The organism is Aliamphritea ceti (assembly GCF_024347215.1).
Classification (GTDB): Bacteria; Pseudomonadota; Gammaproteobacteria; order Pseudomonadales; family Balneatricaceae; genus Amphritea; species Amphritea ceti.
The window spans coordinates 3,897,585-3,912,890 of sequence record NZ_AP025282.1; the positions used below are offsets into that span (position 1 = coordinate 3,897,585).

Annotated in this window: 16 protein-coding genes; 7 read left to right on the forward strand and 9 right to left on the reverse strand. The window is 47.9% G+C overall.

Annotation, left to right across the window (positions count from 1 at the left end; all coding sequences use genetic code 11):
• Positions 1–13: 13 nt before the first annotated feature.
• Positions 14–871 carry a flagellar protein MotY gene (locus OCU49_RS17830; RefSeq protein WP_261841911.1) on the reverse strand — a complete coding sequence of 286 codons (858 nt, stop codon included), beginning with the start codon at positions 869–871 and terminating at the stop codon, positions 14–16.
• 258 nt (positions 872–1,129) lie between these two features.
• Here OCU49_RS17830 and rnt point away from each other — a divergent pair, with 258 nt between their 5' ends.
• Positions 1,130–1,750, forward strand: coding sequence for a ribonuclease T (gene rnt / locus OCU49_RS17835; RefSeq protein WP_261845255.1), 621 nt, complete (start codon positions 1,130–1,132; stop codon positions 1,748–1,750).
• Between the two features lie 52 nt (positions 1,751–1,802).
• On the opposite strand, the gene OCU49_RS17840 is transcribed toward rnt, so the two are convergent.
• The 3 genes from OCU49_RS17840 to grxD form a co-directional block, all read right to left on the reverse strand.
• Positions 1,803–3,026, reverse strand: coding sequence for a multidrug effflux MFS transporter (locus tag OCU49_RS17840; RefSeq protein ID WP_261841912.1), 1,224 nt, complete (start codon positions 3,024–3,026; stop codon positions 1,803–1,805).
• Between the two features lie 323 nt (positions 3,027–3,349).
• A complete protein-coding gene (locus tag OCU49_RS17845) occupies positions 3,350–3,952 on the reverse strand; it encodes a peroxiredoxin (protein WP_261841913.1) in 603 nt (200 codons plus the stop codon).
• A gap of 156 nt (positions 3,953–4,108) precedes the next feature.
• Complete coding sequence (grxD, locus tag OCU49_RS17850) at positions 4,109–4,441, reverse strand: Grx4 family monothiol glutaredoxin (RefSeq protein ID WP_261841914.1); 333 nt, start codon at positions 4,439–4,441, stop codon at positions 4,109–4,111.
• Positions 4,442–4,767: 326 nt separating this feature from the next.
• Between grxD and OCU49_RS17855 the strand changes: the two genes are divergently transcribed.
• The 4 genes from OCU49_RS17855 to OCU49_RS17870 all read left to right on the forward strand — a co-directional run bounded on the left by OCU49_RS17855 (position 4,768) and on the right by OCU49_RS17870 (position 8,433).
• Positions 4,768–5,952: an aspartate aminotransferase family protein gene (locus OCU49_RS17855; RefSeq protein ID WP_261841915.1), complete on the forward strand. Its 1,185-nt coding sequence runs from the start codon at positions 4,768–4,770 to the stop codon at positions 5,950–5,952.
• A gap of 70 nt (positions 5,953–6,022) precedes the next feature.
• Entirely contained in the window at positions 6,023–6,937 is a 915-nt protein-coding gene (gene argF / locus OCU49_RS17860; RefSeq protein WP_261841916.1) for an ornithine carbamoyltransferase, read from the forward strand.
• Between the two features lie 126 nt (positions 6,938–7,063).
• The gene (locus OCU49_RS17865) at positions 7,064–7,978 is read left to right on the forward strand and encodes a LysR family transcriptional regulator (protein ID WP_261841917.1); all 915 of its coding nucleotides are present in this window, start codon (positions 7,064–7,066) and stop codon (positions 7,976–7,978) included.
• On the forward strand, positions 7,975–8,433 hold the full coding sequence (locus OCU49_RS17870) for a DUF6942 family protein (protein WP_261841918.1): 459 nt from the start codon (positions 7,975–7,977) through the stop codon (positions 8,431–8,433). Before OCU49_RS17865 ends, OCU49_RS17870 begins: the two co-directional genes overlap by 4 nt.
• On the opposite strand, the gene OCU49_RS17875 is transcribed toward OCU49_RS17870, so the two are convergent.
• Both OCU49_RS17875 and OCU49_RS17880 read right to left on the reverse strand, forming a co-directional pair.
• The gene (locus tag OCU49_RS17875; RefSeq protein ID WP_261841919.1) at positions 8,430–10,067 is read right to left on the reverse strand and encodes a sensor domain-containing diguanylate cyclase; all 1,638 of its coding nucleotides are present in this window, start codon (positions 10,065–10,067) and stop codon (positions 8,430–8,432) included. The two genes, OCU49_RS17870 and OCU49_RS17875, sit on opposite strands and share 4 nt — an antisense overlap.
• A 234-nt stretch (positions 10,068–10,301) precedes the next feature.
• Entirely contained in the window at positions 10,302–10,700 is a 399-nt protein-coding gene (locus tag OCU49_RS17880) for a carboxymuconolactone decarboxylase family protein (protein WP_261841920.1), read from the reverse strand.
• Positions 10,701–10,929: 229 nt separating this feature from the next.
• Here OCU49_RS17880 and OCU49_RS17885 point away from each other — a divergent pair, with 229 nt between their 5' ends.
• Entirely contained in the window at positions 10,930–11,658 is a 729-nt protein-coding gene (locus tag OCU49_RS17885; RefSeq protein WP_261841921.1) for an SDR family NAD(P)-dependent oxidoreductase, read from the forward strand.
• Positions 11,659–11,660: 2 nt separating this feature from the next.
• Positions 11,661–12,518, forward strand: coding sequence for an amidohydrolase family protein (locus tag OCU49_RS17890; RefSeq protein ID WP_261841922.1), 858 nt, complete (start codon positions 11,661–11,663; stop codon positions 12,516–12,518).
• A gap of 12 nt (positions 12,519–12,530) precedes the next feature.
• On the opposite strand, the gene OCU49_RS17895 is transcribed toward OCU49_RS17890, so the two are convergent.
• The 3 genes from OCU49_RS17895 to OCU49_RS17905 all read right to left on the reverse strand — a co-directional run bounded on the left by OCU49_RS17895 (position 12,531) and on the right by OCU49_RS17905 (position 15,159).
• A complete protein-coding gene (locus tag OCU49_RS17895) occupies positions 12,531–13,994 on the reverse strand; it encodes an NAD-dependent succinate-semialdehyde dehydrogenase (protein WP_261841923.1) in 1,464 nt (487 codons plus the stop codon).
• 125 nt (positions 13,995–14,119) lie between these two features.
• Entirely contained in the window at positions 14,120–14,500 is a 381-nt protein-coding gene (locus OCU49_RS17900) for a carboxymuconolactone decarboxylase family protein (RefSeq protein ID WP_261841924.1), read from the reverse strand.
• Between the two features lie 11 nt (positions 14,501–14,511).
• Positions 14,512–15,159 (reverse strand): GntR family transcriptional regulator, encoded by a 648-nt coding sequence (locus OCU49_RS17905; RefSeq protein WP_261841925.1) that lies wholly within the window; start codon positions 15,157–15,159, stop codon positions 14,512–14,514.
• Positions 15,160–15,306: the final 147 nt, after the last annotated feature.

Genomic DNA, 15,306 nt, shown 5'->3' on the forward strand with positions numbered 1-15,306 from the left:
CCTATAGAAAAGCTTACGGCTGATTACGGTCCAGACGAATCGTTACCCGACGGCTACGGTCACGGGTCGCTTTATTATTGGTCTGGTCCACAGGATAACGCTCACCATGATAACGGGTAATAATGACATCCGGATTAACACCCTTAGTCTTCAGATATGCCGTGACTTCATCAGCACGCTTCTTAGATAAATCCCGGTTGGCCAGACGTCGACCCTGAGTATCAGAGTGGCCATCCACATACACAGAACTAACCGCTTCATCATTGTTTACATAGATAGCAATCAGATCGAGACGCGCCTTAGTAGCATCAGACAAACGCCAGGTTGCGGAAGGAAATAACACAGCAGTCCGGGCAATCTGGCGATAATTCACTGGCAACAAGCCTGCAACACAACCTGAATAGCTTTCAAAGGCTGGCTGAAAATTCGCAGCAGACAATCCCACCCGAACATTATCGCCGGTACCCAACCAGTTACGTGCTTTAAACGTCGGCATCATGCCTTTATATAAAGCGGCAATCATATTCTGAGCTTTTGGGCTCACAACCTCAATTTCACCACTGAACTGATTAAACTCCACTTCCCCTATACGCTTAGGTGCAGTACCTGGCTGCCAGGGAGAGGCCTCAGCTAACAGCATGGCCTTACCTTTCATGCCATGCCCTGGAAGCGGCTTAAGTACAAAACGGATCTGCTCTCCGGCCTGATGATCAAAAATGGCTTCACCGAACAAAGGAATTTTTTGCGACAAACGGCAGTTAAACTTTGAGGATTCGAGATCCCAGCGAGACTGATCGATAGACGCAACAAAACTGGCCGCCCACGCAGGCAACGCCAATAAAGTAATCAATAATCCCAGAACAATTCGCATAAACAGATCAAATCCTTGCAGATACTTAACCAACATCTCAAATATCGACTGTTAGAGGTAAAACTTTACCGTCCTAACTGGGATATTTAAGCATTCGTCAGTGTCTATCCATTTTAACAGCAATATGCTGCAAATACTTCCGTAGCAATGACAACTGCCAGCCAAGATTATACACTGGCGTCATACTCAACTGCAGGCTGAAGAGACAGCCTTTAAGGATCTCATTTGACTAAACATAACAGTGCCTATCAGCATCCGATGTCGACCCGCTTCCGTGGCTACCTGCCAGTCGTCGTTGACGTTGAAACTGCCGGGTTCAATGCTCAGACAGATGCACTTCTGGAAATTGCCGCCGTCACTCTGACGATGGACGATGACGGCAACCTGCTGATTGACCAAAGCTATTCCTTTAACGTTAATCCGTTTGAAGGCGCCAACCTGGAAAAATCCGCGCTGGAATTTACTGGCATCGACCCGTACAACCCATTACGCGGTGCCATCGACGAACAGGAAGCTCTGGAAAAGATTTTCAAATCTATTCGTAAATCCGTGAAGGCCCACAACTGTAAGCGAGCTATTCTAGTTGGCCATAACGCGGCATTTGATCACAGCTTTGTAACCGCTGCTTCCGACCGTTGTGACATGAAACGTAATCCGTTTCACCCATTCTCAACTTTTGATACTGCTACCCTTGCAGGCCTGGCTTTCGGACATACTGTGCTGGCCAAAGCCTGCGACATCGCAGATATAGACTTCGACGGTAAAGAAGCACACTCAGCACTATACGATACGATGAAAACAGCAGAGCTGTTTTGCACCATCGTCAATCGCTGGAAAGACCTCGGTGGCTGGAGCATGGTTCAGGATCACTACGAATAACACCTGCTCACTTAGCTTACAAAAAAGCCCTGTAACAACAGGGCTTTTTATATCAGGATGTCTGAACCTCAGCTCGCCCCGCTTCTATCCAGCGCATCATCACCAGCCCCACAGCAGCACATACAGCAAAACCAGCCACCAAAGGAATCACCGTCCCGTTAAACAGCCCACCAATAAATACGCCTATTATTGCGGATAACAGTGTTGAAACAGCGCCTACCACCGCTGCTCCCATACCGGCATATTGCCCCAGACCTTCCATTGCCAAAGCATTCAGATTACTGAACAACATACCAATACAGGCAAACGCCAAAATAAAATACAGGGTTAACAGCCAGAGCGGCGGTAATCCTTGCCAATAGCTGCTGGCAACTACACACAGCGTAGAGCTAATCATTAAGATAAGCAGAGCCCGCCAAGTGAGATGTTGCATACCTAAACGCATCACCAGCCGGCCATTAAGATAAGAAGAAAAACCAATCGCAAACGCAAGCAATGCAAAATAAAGCGGAAACAATTCCCCTAGCCCATACAGCTGTTGAAACACCTGAGCGGACGAACTCAGATAGGCAACAAACGCCCCAGAGACGATACCCGCCATTACGGTATAGCCCATGGCAAAGCGATCGGTTGTAACCGTCATAAATGCTTTACTGATTGCCTTGAACGAAAACTCCGCCCTGCGTTCCTGCGGGTGCGTTTCTGGTTGACGCAAATGAAACCAAACTAAGCTAATCAACCCGATCACTAATATGGCCACAAAGATGTAACGCCAGTCAGCCACCCAAAGAATCAACTGCCCGAATACCGGTGCGATCATCGGAATAACAATAAAGATAACCATAATAAATGACATGACCCTGGCCATATCCCGCCCGGAAAACTGATCCCGGACAATTGCTACCGTCAGAATTTTCGGTGCCGCCAGACCAAAGCCTTGCAAAAACCGTCCCAGCAGCATCACATGCAAATCCTGCGCGACGATACACAGGATACCGCCAGCAATAAACAGCGCATACCCCAGGTACATCACAGGTCGGCGGCCAAAGCTGTCAGATGCAGGTCCGTAACACAGCTGCCCCACTGCCATGCCTAAAAACAAAACAGATACCACCAGCTGCACATCATTAATGTCTGCAACCTGCAGGGCATCTCCCATTAGTGCTAACGCTGGCAACATTGCATCAATCGCCAGGGCAACCAGCGACATCATCATCGCCATAAGCGTGACAAACTCAGCGAACGGCATTTGCCCCGTATAGGATTTATTCGGCACAGAAAAATTCCGGAATTAATTAGTGAAATTATTTAATAGGGCTAACTGGCTGAACTCTTTAATCAAACTCTTTAGTCAAACCATTTAGCCGGGCTATTTAGTAAAAGCAAAATGCCCGCTACAACACAGGTAAAGAACTTACCGATAAGCAAGCGCAGGACGATCAAACATCATACCCGATGAACAGGCAGAATGATCATTATAAATAGGTATGTCAGGCATGCATATTTCATATACAGCTATACAAACGCACAACAGCTGAAACTAAAATCCAGACACAAAAAAACCGCCATAAAGGCGGTTTTTTTTCAGATATTTAAATCTTACAGCTTGTCAGCGTTGTCAGACAGGTAGCTTGCAACACCTTCAGGAGAAGCAACCATACCTTCATCACCTTCGCTCCAACCAGCCGGGCAAACTTCACCGTTCTTCTGGTGGAAAGCCAGCGCATCAACCATACGCAGCATTTCGTCAACGTTACGGCCCAGTGGCAGATCGTTAACAACCTGGTGACGTACCAGACCATCTTCGTCGATCAGGAAAGAACCACGGAAAGCAACACCACCTTCAGATTCAACATCGTAATCTTTACAGATGCTGTGAGTCATGTCAGCAACCAGAGTGTACTTAACAGGACCGATACCACCTGCTTCAACAGGTGTGTTACGCCATGCATTGTGAGAGAAGTGAGAGTCGATAGAAACACCGATTACTTCAACGCCACGCTTAGCGAACTCTTCGATACGGTGATCGAAAGCCAGCAGCTCAGAAGGACATACGAAAGTGAAGTCCAGTGGGTAGAAGAATACAACAGCTTTCTTGCCTTTAGTTGCTTCAGACAGTGTAAAAGCATCAACGATTTCACCGTTTCCCAGTACTGCTGGAGCTGTAAAGTCTGGAGCGTTCTTACCTACTAATACGGCCATGTTTAGTTCTCTCTTAAATGAATTAAAAATACAGCGGTTACCCGCGCACAAATTAAGTGCGAATCAGCATAGCAGATAGTTCTTATTAGACTAATTAAACCAGACAATAAAAACGATAAAGAATATTAATTACCAGCTTGCTGATTCACCAGAGGCTTACTCGCCTTCAGGCTGGCTAGGAGCAGCTTCAGCAATCAGCTCTTTAAGCTCGCCACTGGCAGCCATTTCTACAACGATGTCACAACCGCCAATCAACTCACCTTTTACCCACAACTGCGGGAACGTTGGCCAGTTAGCGTATTTTGGCAGCTCTGAACGGATTTCCGGGTTTTCCAGAATGTTTACGAAAGCAAAACGCTCGCCACACTCCATAACCGCTTCAACAGTACGGGAAGAAAAACCACACTGAGGGAAACGGGGCGTGCCCTTCATGTATAGCAGAATATCATTAGATTCAATCTGCTCTTTAATGGTATCAACGACGCTCATAAGTACACCTTTAAACCTGTCAAAACTTTCGCCCGTTTCTGCGGGGGCGTTAAAAAAAACGCAAGCCTACCATAAACCCGAGTGTTTTACTCAAGAAATAATTCAGCCACCTGCCTGCTCCAAATGAGCAGTCCACTATCCTAATCTGTGTCTTTATAAAACATTGTGACGCTGATCAATAAATTCAAGCCTGAATCCCCTGCCCGAACAGATAAATTGCAGCAAAGATTGCTAAACTAGCGACGATTGAATAGACTTTTCCGTTTTTTCCACGCCGAGACTTCTTCTTTTATTGGCGATGGGTACATGTCGCAAAGAGGGACTTTATGTCTACACAGCCCATAATGAACACTTATGCACGCCTGTCCGTGGCCTTTGATCATGGCGAAGGCTCATGGCTGTATGATACAGATGGCCATAAATATCTGGACGCACTGAGCGGTATTGCCGTTTGTGGCCTGGGTCACGCACACCCGGCTGTCACCACTGCGATCAGCGAACAGGCCAGTCAGCTTATTCATACATCAAACCTGTACACGATTCCGAATCAGGAACGTCTGGCCCGCCGTCTGACACAAATCTCCGGCATGGACAGCGTTTTCTTCGGCAACTCGGGTGCAGAAGCCAATGAAGCTGCAATTAAACTGGCACGCCGCTACGGCCACGGCAAAGGTATCGACCAGCCAGTTACTATTGTTATGGACGGGTCGTTCCATGGCCGCACCATGGCGACCCTGAGCGCTACCGGTAACCGTGCTGTGCAAGCAGGCTTTGAACCTCTGGTCAGTGGTTTTGTACGTGCTCCGTTTAATGACGTAGAAGCGATCCGCAAAATTGCGACCAACAACCCGAACGTAGTTGCTATTCTGGTTGAGCCAATTCAGGGCGAAGGCGGCGTTATCATTCCTGCCGACAACTATCTGAACCAGTTACGCGATATTTGTGATGAACATGACTGGCTGTTAATGCTGGATGAAGTTCAGACAGGTAATGGCCGTACCGGCAGCTACTTTGCGTATCAGCAGAACGATATCCTTCCGGACGTTGTTACTACAGCTAAAGGCCTGGGTAACGGTGTACCAATTGGTGCCTGTCTGGCCCGCGGTAAAGCTGCTGAGATCCTGATTCCGGGTACTCACGGTTCTACTTACGGCGGCAACCCTTTATGCTGTGCAGCTGCGCTGGCAGTCGTAGATACTATTACTCACGACAAGCTGGACCAGCGAGCCGCTGAACTGGGTGACCAGATTACAGAAGGCTTCCGCGACCAGCTAAGCGGTTCTGAAAGCGTCAAAGAAGTCCGTAACAAAGGACTGATGATTGCCATTGAATTAAGCGAAGCCGGTTCTGAGCTAGCTGTACTGGCAAAAGTGAAAGGCGTTCTTCTGAATGTAACCGGTGGAGGTAAAGTCGTACGTCTGTTACCACCACTGACGATGACCGACAGCGAAGCCAAACTGCTGGTAAACACTGTATCTAAGATCATCAAGGTATATATGGCTGACGATTAATCGTCAGCTGTTATTAAAGACTTAAATTAACGAAGATTAAGGAGGCCTGATTCGTCAGGCCCTTTTTATTATGACAACAAGACATTTCTTAACCCTGCTAGATTTAACGTCCGACGAATTGAAAGCGCTGATCCGTCGCGCCGTAGAACTGAAGCGAATTCGCAACAGTGGTGAGATTTACGAGCCATTGAAAAACCAGGTACTGGCGATGATTTTTGAAAAATCCTCCACCCGTACCCGTGTCTCTTTCGAGGCTGGTATGGCGCAGTTTGGCGGCCATGCACTCTTCTTGTCATCCCGCGACACCCAACTGGGCCGGGGCGAACCGATTGAAGATAGCGCCAAAGTAATTTCCAGCATGTGTGATGCGGTAATGATCCGTACCTTCTCACATGAGTCTGTTGAAACCTTTGCAGCCAACTCAAGCGTGCCTGTTATCAACGCACTCACAGATGAGTATCATCCGTGCCAGCTGCTGGCTGATATGCAAACGTATTACGAACACCGCGGTGATATTCAGGGTAAAACTGTGACCTGGGTAGGCGATGGTAACAATATGTGCCATTCCTATATTAATGCAGCCCGCCGGTTTGATTTCCATCTGAACATTGCCTGCCCGGAAGGCTTTGACCCGGATGCGGAACTGGTTGAAACCAACAAAGGCCGGATCACCATTTATCGCACGCCTGAAGAAGCTATCAAAGATTCGCATCTGGTTGTTACTGACGTATGGGCATCCATGGGCCAGGAAGAAGAACAGCTGGAACGTGAAGAAGCCTTCGCTGGCTATCAGGTAACGTCAGCACTGATGGATACTGCAGATAAAGAAGCTCTGTTCATGCATTGCCTTCCGGCTCACCGTGGTGAAGAAGTCAGCGCAGAACTGATGGATTCTGATCCACGCTCAGTGGTTTTTGACGAAGCAGAAAACCGTCTGCACGCTCAGAAAGCATTACTGGAACTGCTGATGGTAGACAGTAAATAAGCTGACCGTCAGACTACTTATCCCTGTTTTTTCAACAGGGGTAAGTAGTTACTCTCCGGCTAAGCCGTCAAGGTACGACAGTTCATACTATACTCATATCTAAGTTGAAGTTGAGGTTCCACCCGTATGATCGAGCTTCGTCATTTAAAAACTCTCTCGGCACTACGTGACACCGGCAGTCTGGTGGATGCGGCAGACCGTATTCATCTCACCCAGTCAGCACTGTCGCATCAGATCAAAGATCTGGAAGACCGGCTCGACTGTTCACTGTTTATCCGCAAAACCAAACCTATATGTTTCACCAGCGCCGGGCAGCGAATTCTCGCCCTCGCGGATGAAGTGTTACCTATGGTTCGAAATGCTGAACGGGACATTGCCCGTTTAGCGGGTGGTGAAGCCGGCCGGCTGAATATATGCATAGAGTGCCATAGCTGTTTCGACTGGCTCATGCCGACCATAGACCACTTCCGCCAGAACTGGCCAGAGGTAGAAATGGACCTCTCAACCGGTTTCAGCTTTTTACCACTACCGGCACTGGCCCGGGGTGATCTTGACCTGGTTATTACAGCGGACCCTGAAGAGCGCAACGGAATTACCTATATTCCTCTGTTTACTTACGAATCCGTATTAGCCATCGCCAAACAACACCGACTGGTTGCCAAGCGACATATCCAGCCACAAGACCTTGCCAGCGAAGTACTGATTACTTACCCGGTTGAGTCCCATCGTCTGGATGTTTTCAAACATTTTCTGGAACCGGCTGAAACTGAGCCCGCAAGTATCCGTACCTCAGAACTGACTGTCATGATCATGCAACTGGTTGCCAGCGGTCGTGGTGTTTCTGCACTGCCTAACTGGGCGATTCACCAGTACATCGAGCAGAATTACATCAGTGCTCGACCACTGGGTGAAAAAGGTGTTTGGTGTACGTTATACGCCGCCATTCGTGATGATCAGAAAGATGCAGACTTCATGCTGGACTTCCTGAACACGGCCAAAGAAATTACCTTTAAAAATCTCAGCGGTATTAAATCTGCATGAACCAAAGCTTTTCAAGCCTTGGCAACTCTCAGGCTGAAATCTGTCTGTATCTGCCTACCCCACCAATCTTGGAAAATGGCTGGCAAGGCTACGATGATGCGGTACGCCAAAACGGCAATCACTGGCGTAAAATACTGATTATTCTATCAAAAATAGCCTGTCCGACCGATGACTGGCGAAGCCACAGAGACAATGCACTGTTAGAAACAGAAGCAATAAATTTCCGCAACTCGCTGAACACTGCTGCAAAAGTACATCTTATCGCCGGTAAAGCCAGCTGGGAAAGGTTAGGCATGATTGCCAGTGAACAGTCTCCTGCCGATACAGGCTTCACGCCACTGGATGACAGTGGCATGCTCTGGCGTAAAGATAACCTGATACTCACACCATATCCGGACTACCGTCAGTTTCCTAATCACCAGATTGACTGTTTGCGTGCGGCGCTATACCCCTAGATAACTTCCGGTAACGGATGAATAGTTCCTTCTGCACAGCAATTCCGACCGTTTTCTTTTGCCTTATATAAGGCTTTATCAGCTGCCAGATACAACTGTTCAAAACTAACTTTATTTGCCGGCGCTTCTGATACACCTACCGATAAAGTCAGCTCCCCCATAAAGGGGAACTCTTCTTTTGCTACCTGCTTATAGCGCTTACGTAACCACTCAGCTTTAGACAAGGCTTTGCCAGGAAGCGCCCCGGGCATCAGCAAAATAAACTCTTCTCCACCATAACGGCATATCACATCACTGCTGCGGCATTCCTCTGTCATCAGCTGCGCTAACAAGCGAATAACATCGTCACCTTTCTTATGGCCGAACTCATCATTCACCCGCTTAAACCTATCCAGATCCAGCATCAGCATGCCAACCAACTGAGTATTCTCCGGCACAAAAATCTGCTCACTCAAGGTTTCCAGCATACGTCGGTTAAACAAACCGGTTAGCACATCATGCGTGGCCTGATACTCCAGATTATCTTTAAGATCAGTGACTTCTTTTATTTTCGTCTGCAATGCATCGTTATAGCTGCGGATCTGATTTTCAAGCCGCTTCTGCTCAGTAATATCGGTAGAAAGACCGATATAACTGTCGATTTCTCCGGCTTCATTCTGCAAAGGGATTTTTACCGTCCAGTAGTAATACACCTTATCCGGAGTGGCGAAAGACTCCAGACAGTCAACCCGCTCGCCGGATTCAAAAACTTCCCTGTCGGTTCGGTCAAACTCTTCGCCCTGCTCTTCACCCAGCAAATCAAAATTGTTTTTACCTATGATGTCGTGCTGCTGAAGCCGGAACAGAGCTTCCGTTTGCTTGTTCGCATATTGAAAACGCCGCTCTTTATCTTTGATAAAAATATATGCACCGACATTATCCAAAATGGTCGAAAGGCGTTGCTCACTGATATACAAACGCTTCTGAGTTTGTTTCAGCTCAGTGATATCCATTGATATGCCAAATAAACCTAAAGGTGCGCCAGTTTCATCAAACAATGGCTTTTTGACAGTCAGATAATCCCGGTATTCATCATGATTTTGTACATAATTACGCTCTTCTGTCTCTAGCGTAATTCCTTGTTCAATTACCCGGCTATCGATTTGTTCGATCATTTTCCGACCGGTTGCTTCATCAAACAACTGGCAATCGTTTGCACCAACAATATCTTCCTGATTTAACTCAAATAGCTCACAGACTTGTTTGTTCGCATAGGTATAGTTGTAATTCACATCTTTGCAGTAAACATAAGCCCCCAGATTATCCAGCATTGCATAGAAATTCTGACGTTCAGCATCGCTGAGTTCAGGCCGGCTGAAATGCACAGCAACAACCAGCTGTCCGGCTTCCTGTATTTCCGAGCAACAAAGAAGAAAAGCCTTCTGACCAAGATAAACCTGAGTATTTTTAACTGACCGGGCGGTTTCTATTGCCGGCAAAAGGACATTCAGCCAGGTATCCCTGCCCTGAGAAGTAGTAATATCCAGCCCCGTCAATAACGCAGCTTTGGCATTTACTAATAATGGTTCAGACGGATCAGAGCCTACTAAAATGTAAGCCTGTTCCAGCTGTGCAAACACGTTCAATACTGACAAATCAGCCCCTCCACCGCACGACAAATACCATAGCTCTTTTGGCTATAGTCACCACTATGTCTGTCTCCGCGCCAACTGTTGTTCAGCCGGTAAGCATAACGGTTATCGCTATGCCAGAGAGCTTCCTGACCCGAAACTCAAAGCGTCTCGCTCTACGTATCATTGTGCTACAAATATGCAAGCAAGGGTTAACAAATACCCACCACAAACGACACACTGCTTTCCATCATTAGTCTATGATCGATCATCAGCGTGTTCCAGTTGCCAGCTATCGATTACTTCCTGAGCCGCCCGAAATGCTTCCTGTGCAGCCGGAGCGCCACAATAGACTATGGAGTGCAGTAACACTTCCTGTATTTCCGCCACACTGCAACCATTATTGAGCGCTCCGCGGACATGTCCCTTCAACTCCTGTGGCGCCTTAAGCGCAGCTAACATAGCAATGGTTACCAGTGACCGGGTAGAACGGGGCAACCCTTCTCTTTGCCAGGTTGATCCCCAGGCGTGTTCGTTAATCCAATCCTGTACAGGCTGTGTTAGCTCTGTCGTGCTATCAACGGCACGCTGTACAAAGAATTCACCCATAACTTCTGTGCGAACCTGCAAACCATTTTCATAATCTTGCTGTGACATATATGACTTCCCAATAATGCGTATTCGTATCCGTCCATAAACGGAGTCTTCGCAACTTATATGAGCAGCCTGCAAAACTCTAGTTTTCGGGTCACCAGAATCCACATACAACAAACTCACGCAAAAACAGGACCGATGACAGAGCTTATGTTTAACCCCGTGCTTATGCTTACCCACTGCTTATAGTAAAATCAGCATACACTGATGCATAAAAACGGAAGATTAACGGATGCAAAAAACAGCTATTGTTACCGGTGGCAGCAAAGGTATCGGATTGGCAATTATTGAAAAGTTTATCCAGGCAGACTATCAGGTGTTCAATCTGGATATTACACCTGGCGATGCGGGCCATCATATCGCTTGCGACATGCGTGATTTTGCTCAGGTACAAGAAGCCGTCCAACAAGCTGTTGAAATAACCGGTAGACTGGATGCTCTGGTATGCAATGCCGGCATACATTTTTCTGCCAATATTGAAAATACCCGCGAAGAAGACCTGCAACGGGTATTTGATATTAATGTTAAAGGCGCATTTGCTGCTATTCAGGCAAGCCTGCCAGGCATGAAACAACAACACAGTGGCGCTATTGTTATTGTCGGTTCTGACCAGTCCCTGGTAGGTAAGCAAAACTCTTTTGCATATAACCTTACCAAACATGCACTGGCTTCCATGACTAAAACCACGGCACTGGATTACGCGGCCTATAACATCCGTACTAATGCAATTTGCCCTGGCACAATTGAAACACCGCTTTATCATCAGGCTATAGACAACTATTGCCAGCAATCAGGTGCAGATAAAGCCAGCATTCATGCTGAAGAAGCAGCACTGCAACCACTTGGACGCCTTGGACAGGCTGAAGAAGTTGCCGAACTGGCGTTTTTTCTGGCCAGCGATAAAGCCAGTTTTATGACCGGTGGCCTGCACAGCATTGATGGCGGCTATACTGCTCAGTAACTATGAAAATTATCGACCCCCATTTACATCTGTTTAATCTGCAGGAAGGCGAATACAGCTGGCTTAAGCCAGAAAACCCGCCGTTCTGGCCAGATAAATCGGTTATCAGCAAAGATTTTTCAGCAGAGGATTTGCAACTGCCGGATAACTTGCAGTTAAGTGGCCTGATACATATTGAAGCAGGCTTCAGTAACCAAACTCCCTGGCAGGAAATTAGCTGGCTTGAGAAACATATTCAGCATCTTAGCTTTCGTAGCATAGCCTGTGCTGACCTTACTCTCAGCTCAGCTGACTTCAGCCTTCAACTTGATCAGTTAGAACAATACGCTTCTGTTGTAGGGGTTCGACATATACTTGATGCTGATGCAAGTCAGTTACTGCAACTGCCTCAGGTTATCCACAACTTGCAACAACTCATTGAGAGGGAGTGGATCTTTGAGTGCCAGTATTCACTCACAGCTACCCTGGCAACCCGCGAACTGGAGGCCTTTCTTGAAGTGCATCCCCTGCAACTAATCATCAACCACGCGGGTTTTCCTCCAACAGACAGAGACGTTCAGCAGCAATGGCAAGCAAACCTGCAACGCCTGGCGGTTTTTTCTAATGTTGCAGTGAAAGCATCCGGCTGGGAAATGCAGGACAGGAACTATCAGCAAGAGCTGATTGAAAACACATTAAGTACTTTACTGAATACTTTTGGTGAACGCCGGGTCATGCTGGCCAGCAATTTCCCTCTGTGCCTGCTTAGCAAAAGCTACACAGCACTGTGGCAACAATACCAGCAGTTACAGCTGCCTCAGGAGGTGCTGCAACTGCTGTGTCATGACAACGCCCGCCGACTTTACCGACTTAGCGATTAGTCACAACAGCGGTCAGATGCCGCCCATACAGATGTATTTAGTTTCCAGGTAATCATCCAGGCCATACTTGGAACCTTCACGGCCCTGCCCTGACTCTTTCACGCCACCAAAAGGAATCATCTCAGAGCTGATCGCTACTTCGTTAACACCTACCATGCCATATTCCAGTGCTTCAGATACCCGCCAGGTACGGGACATGTTTTCAGTAAACATGTAAGCCGCCAACCCGAACTCAGTATCGTTAGCCATTTTCACGGCTTCTGCCTCATCACTGAAACGGAAGATGGGTGCTACCGGGCCAAAGATCTCTTCGCGGGCAACCCGCATTTCAGCGTTGAGATTCGCCAGAACAGTCGGCTGATAGAAAGTATCTCCAAGCGCATCAATCTGACCACCGATTGTTACTGATGCACCTTTGCTCACGGCATCGTCAACCAGGCTCTGTACTTTAGTTGCAGCCTTATCAGTGATCAGCGGGCCAATATGAGTGCTGCCAGCGAAGCCATCACCCAATACAAACTCACTTACCTTGGCGGTAAACTTTTCAACAAAGGCGTCATAAACACTGTCTTCCACCAAAATTCGGTTTGCACAGATACAGGTCTGCCCGGCATTACGGAACTTAGTACCGAGAGCGCCTGCTACTGCTTTAACCAGATCAGCATCAGCAAATACAAGTACCGGTGCATTACCACCTAACTCCATAGACGTGCGTTTCACAGTTGTAGCGCACTGTGCCATCAACTGCTTACCCACAGGGGTAGAACCGGTAAAGCTGAACTTCTTAACCAGTGGATTACTGGTTAACTGTTCACCGATAGCCGGTGCATTCATACCCGTTACCACATTAAACAGGCCTGCAGGCAAACCCGCCCGCTCAGCCAATTCAGCCAGCGCCAATGCAGATAATGGCGTCTCCGCTGCAGGCTTCAGAACCACCGCGCAACCTACCGCCAGTGCTGGCGCAGCTTTACGGGTAATCATTGCATTCGGAAAGTTCCAGGGCGTTACTGCCGCAACAACACCGATAGGCTGCTTGATAACCACAGAGCGGCGATCCGCAGTGGTGTTAGGAATCACATCCCCATAAACTCGCTTACCTTCTTCCGCGAACCATTCCGCATAAGACGCACCATAAGCAACTTCACCGCGGGATTCAGCAAGAATCTTGCCCTGCTCAGCAGTCATAATAATGGCTAGATCTTCCTGATTAGCCAGCATCAGGTCGTGCCATTTACGCAGTATCGCAGAACGTTCTTTAGCCGTTTTCTTGCGCCAGCTTTGCATCGCAACTTCAGCGGCTTCAATAGCACGGTTAGTTTCTGCACCGGCTAAATCAGCAACCTGAGCAATAACCTCACCAGTTGATGGATTAGTAACAGCAAAAGTGCTGCCATTATCAGCATCCAGCCATTCACCATTAACGTAGGCCTGAGTTTTCAACAGACCAGAATCTTGCAGTTGTAACGTTGTCATAGCAGTTCTCACAGACAAAAGAATACCTGCCGGCCAAAGGCCAGCATTCAGAATAGGAATACAGCTTAATTATCGATTAGCGGCGATGACGCCCGGCTACCTGAGCGACTATCGGTGTAATGCCGTCAGAGCAAGTCTTGCTCTTCCAGCACCTCACGGGCAATGCGGAAACATTCCACACCCTGAGGGACACCACAATAAATAGAAATAGCATGAATACTGGCGCGAATTTCAGCGACGCTGACGCCATTATTGATCGCTCCGCGTAAATGCAGCTCCCATTCGTGCATCTTACCCAGCGCAGCGATCATACTGAGGTTCATCAGAGAACGGGTTTTAGCATCAAGGGTATCGTCACCCCAGCCAAAGCCCCAGCACCATTCTGTCATGGCTTCCTGAAAAGGACGGTTAAAGTCATCGGCTTTGGCCAGATTATTCTCAACATAAGCGTCGCCTAAAGTGGCTTTACGGCGCTCCAGTCCTAACTCAAACAATGCTTTATCCATCACTAAACCTCTCAGATTAATTGGTATGCCAGTAGTGCTGCTCCCTCCAGATGACTGGCACAGAGTTCAGCGGCCCGCTTAGCATCCTGTTGCTCTATCGCATCAACGATATTTCGTAAATTTTCCGGCCCCTGACTGCGTCGCTCACCCTGACTCAAGGTAAGTGCCCGCAACCGGGAGATCCGGGCGTTCAACTGCTCTACCAGATCCCAGGAAACTGTTTTTCCGCCGGTGGTAAAAATTACCTCGTAAAACTCACAGGTGACCTTTAACGCCTGCAACACATCCTGCTGCTCCAGTGAGTCAGTGATTTCATCACACAGACTGCGCAACCGGCTAACAGTCTTGGCAGTTGCCTGAGTGGCGCAGCTGGCAACTGCAGCACACTCCAGCATACTGCGGATCTGATAAATCTCTTCCACATCGTCGCGACCAATCGTAGCGACGACATAACCAGAGTTTGGAATGCCGACCACCAGCCGCTCACTCTCCAGATGGCGGATGCATTCACGCACAACCGTCCGGCTCACACCCATGCTTTCACACAGAGCTCTTTCCACCAGGCGTTCACCCGGTTTCAGTAAATCGGCGGTAATCGCATCACGCAGCGACTCCAAAGCATTTTCTTTCAGGGTTTTAGGCCTGTCTACCTTAAGCATGTATTGGCTATTCCGTGTACTTCTGTCGGCGTAACAACTAATTGTTCGCCTTGTTAAGTTCAGGGTACCAAGGTTACTACCAAAGGAAGTTCAGCCCAATCTATTTTCCCTGCAGCCTCTTTTAAATGCCGTTACTGCGTTAAATCC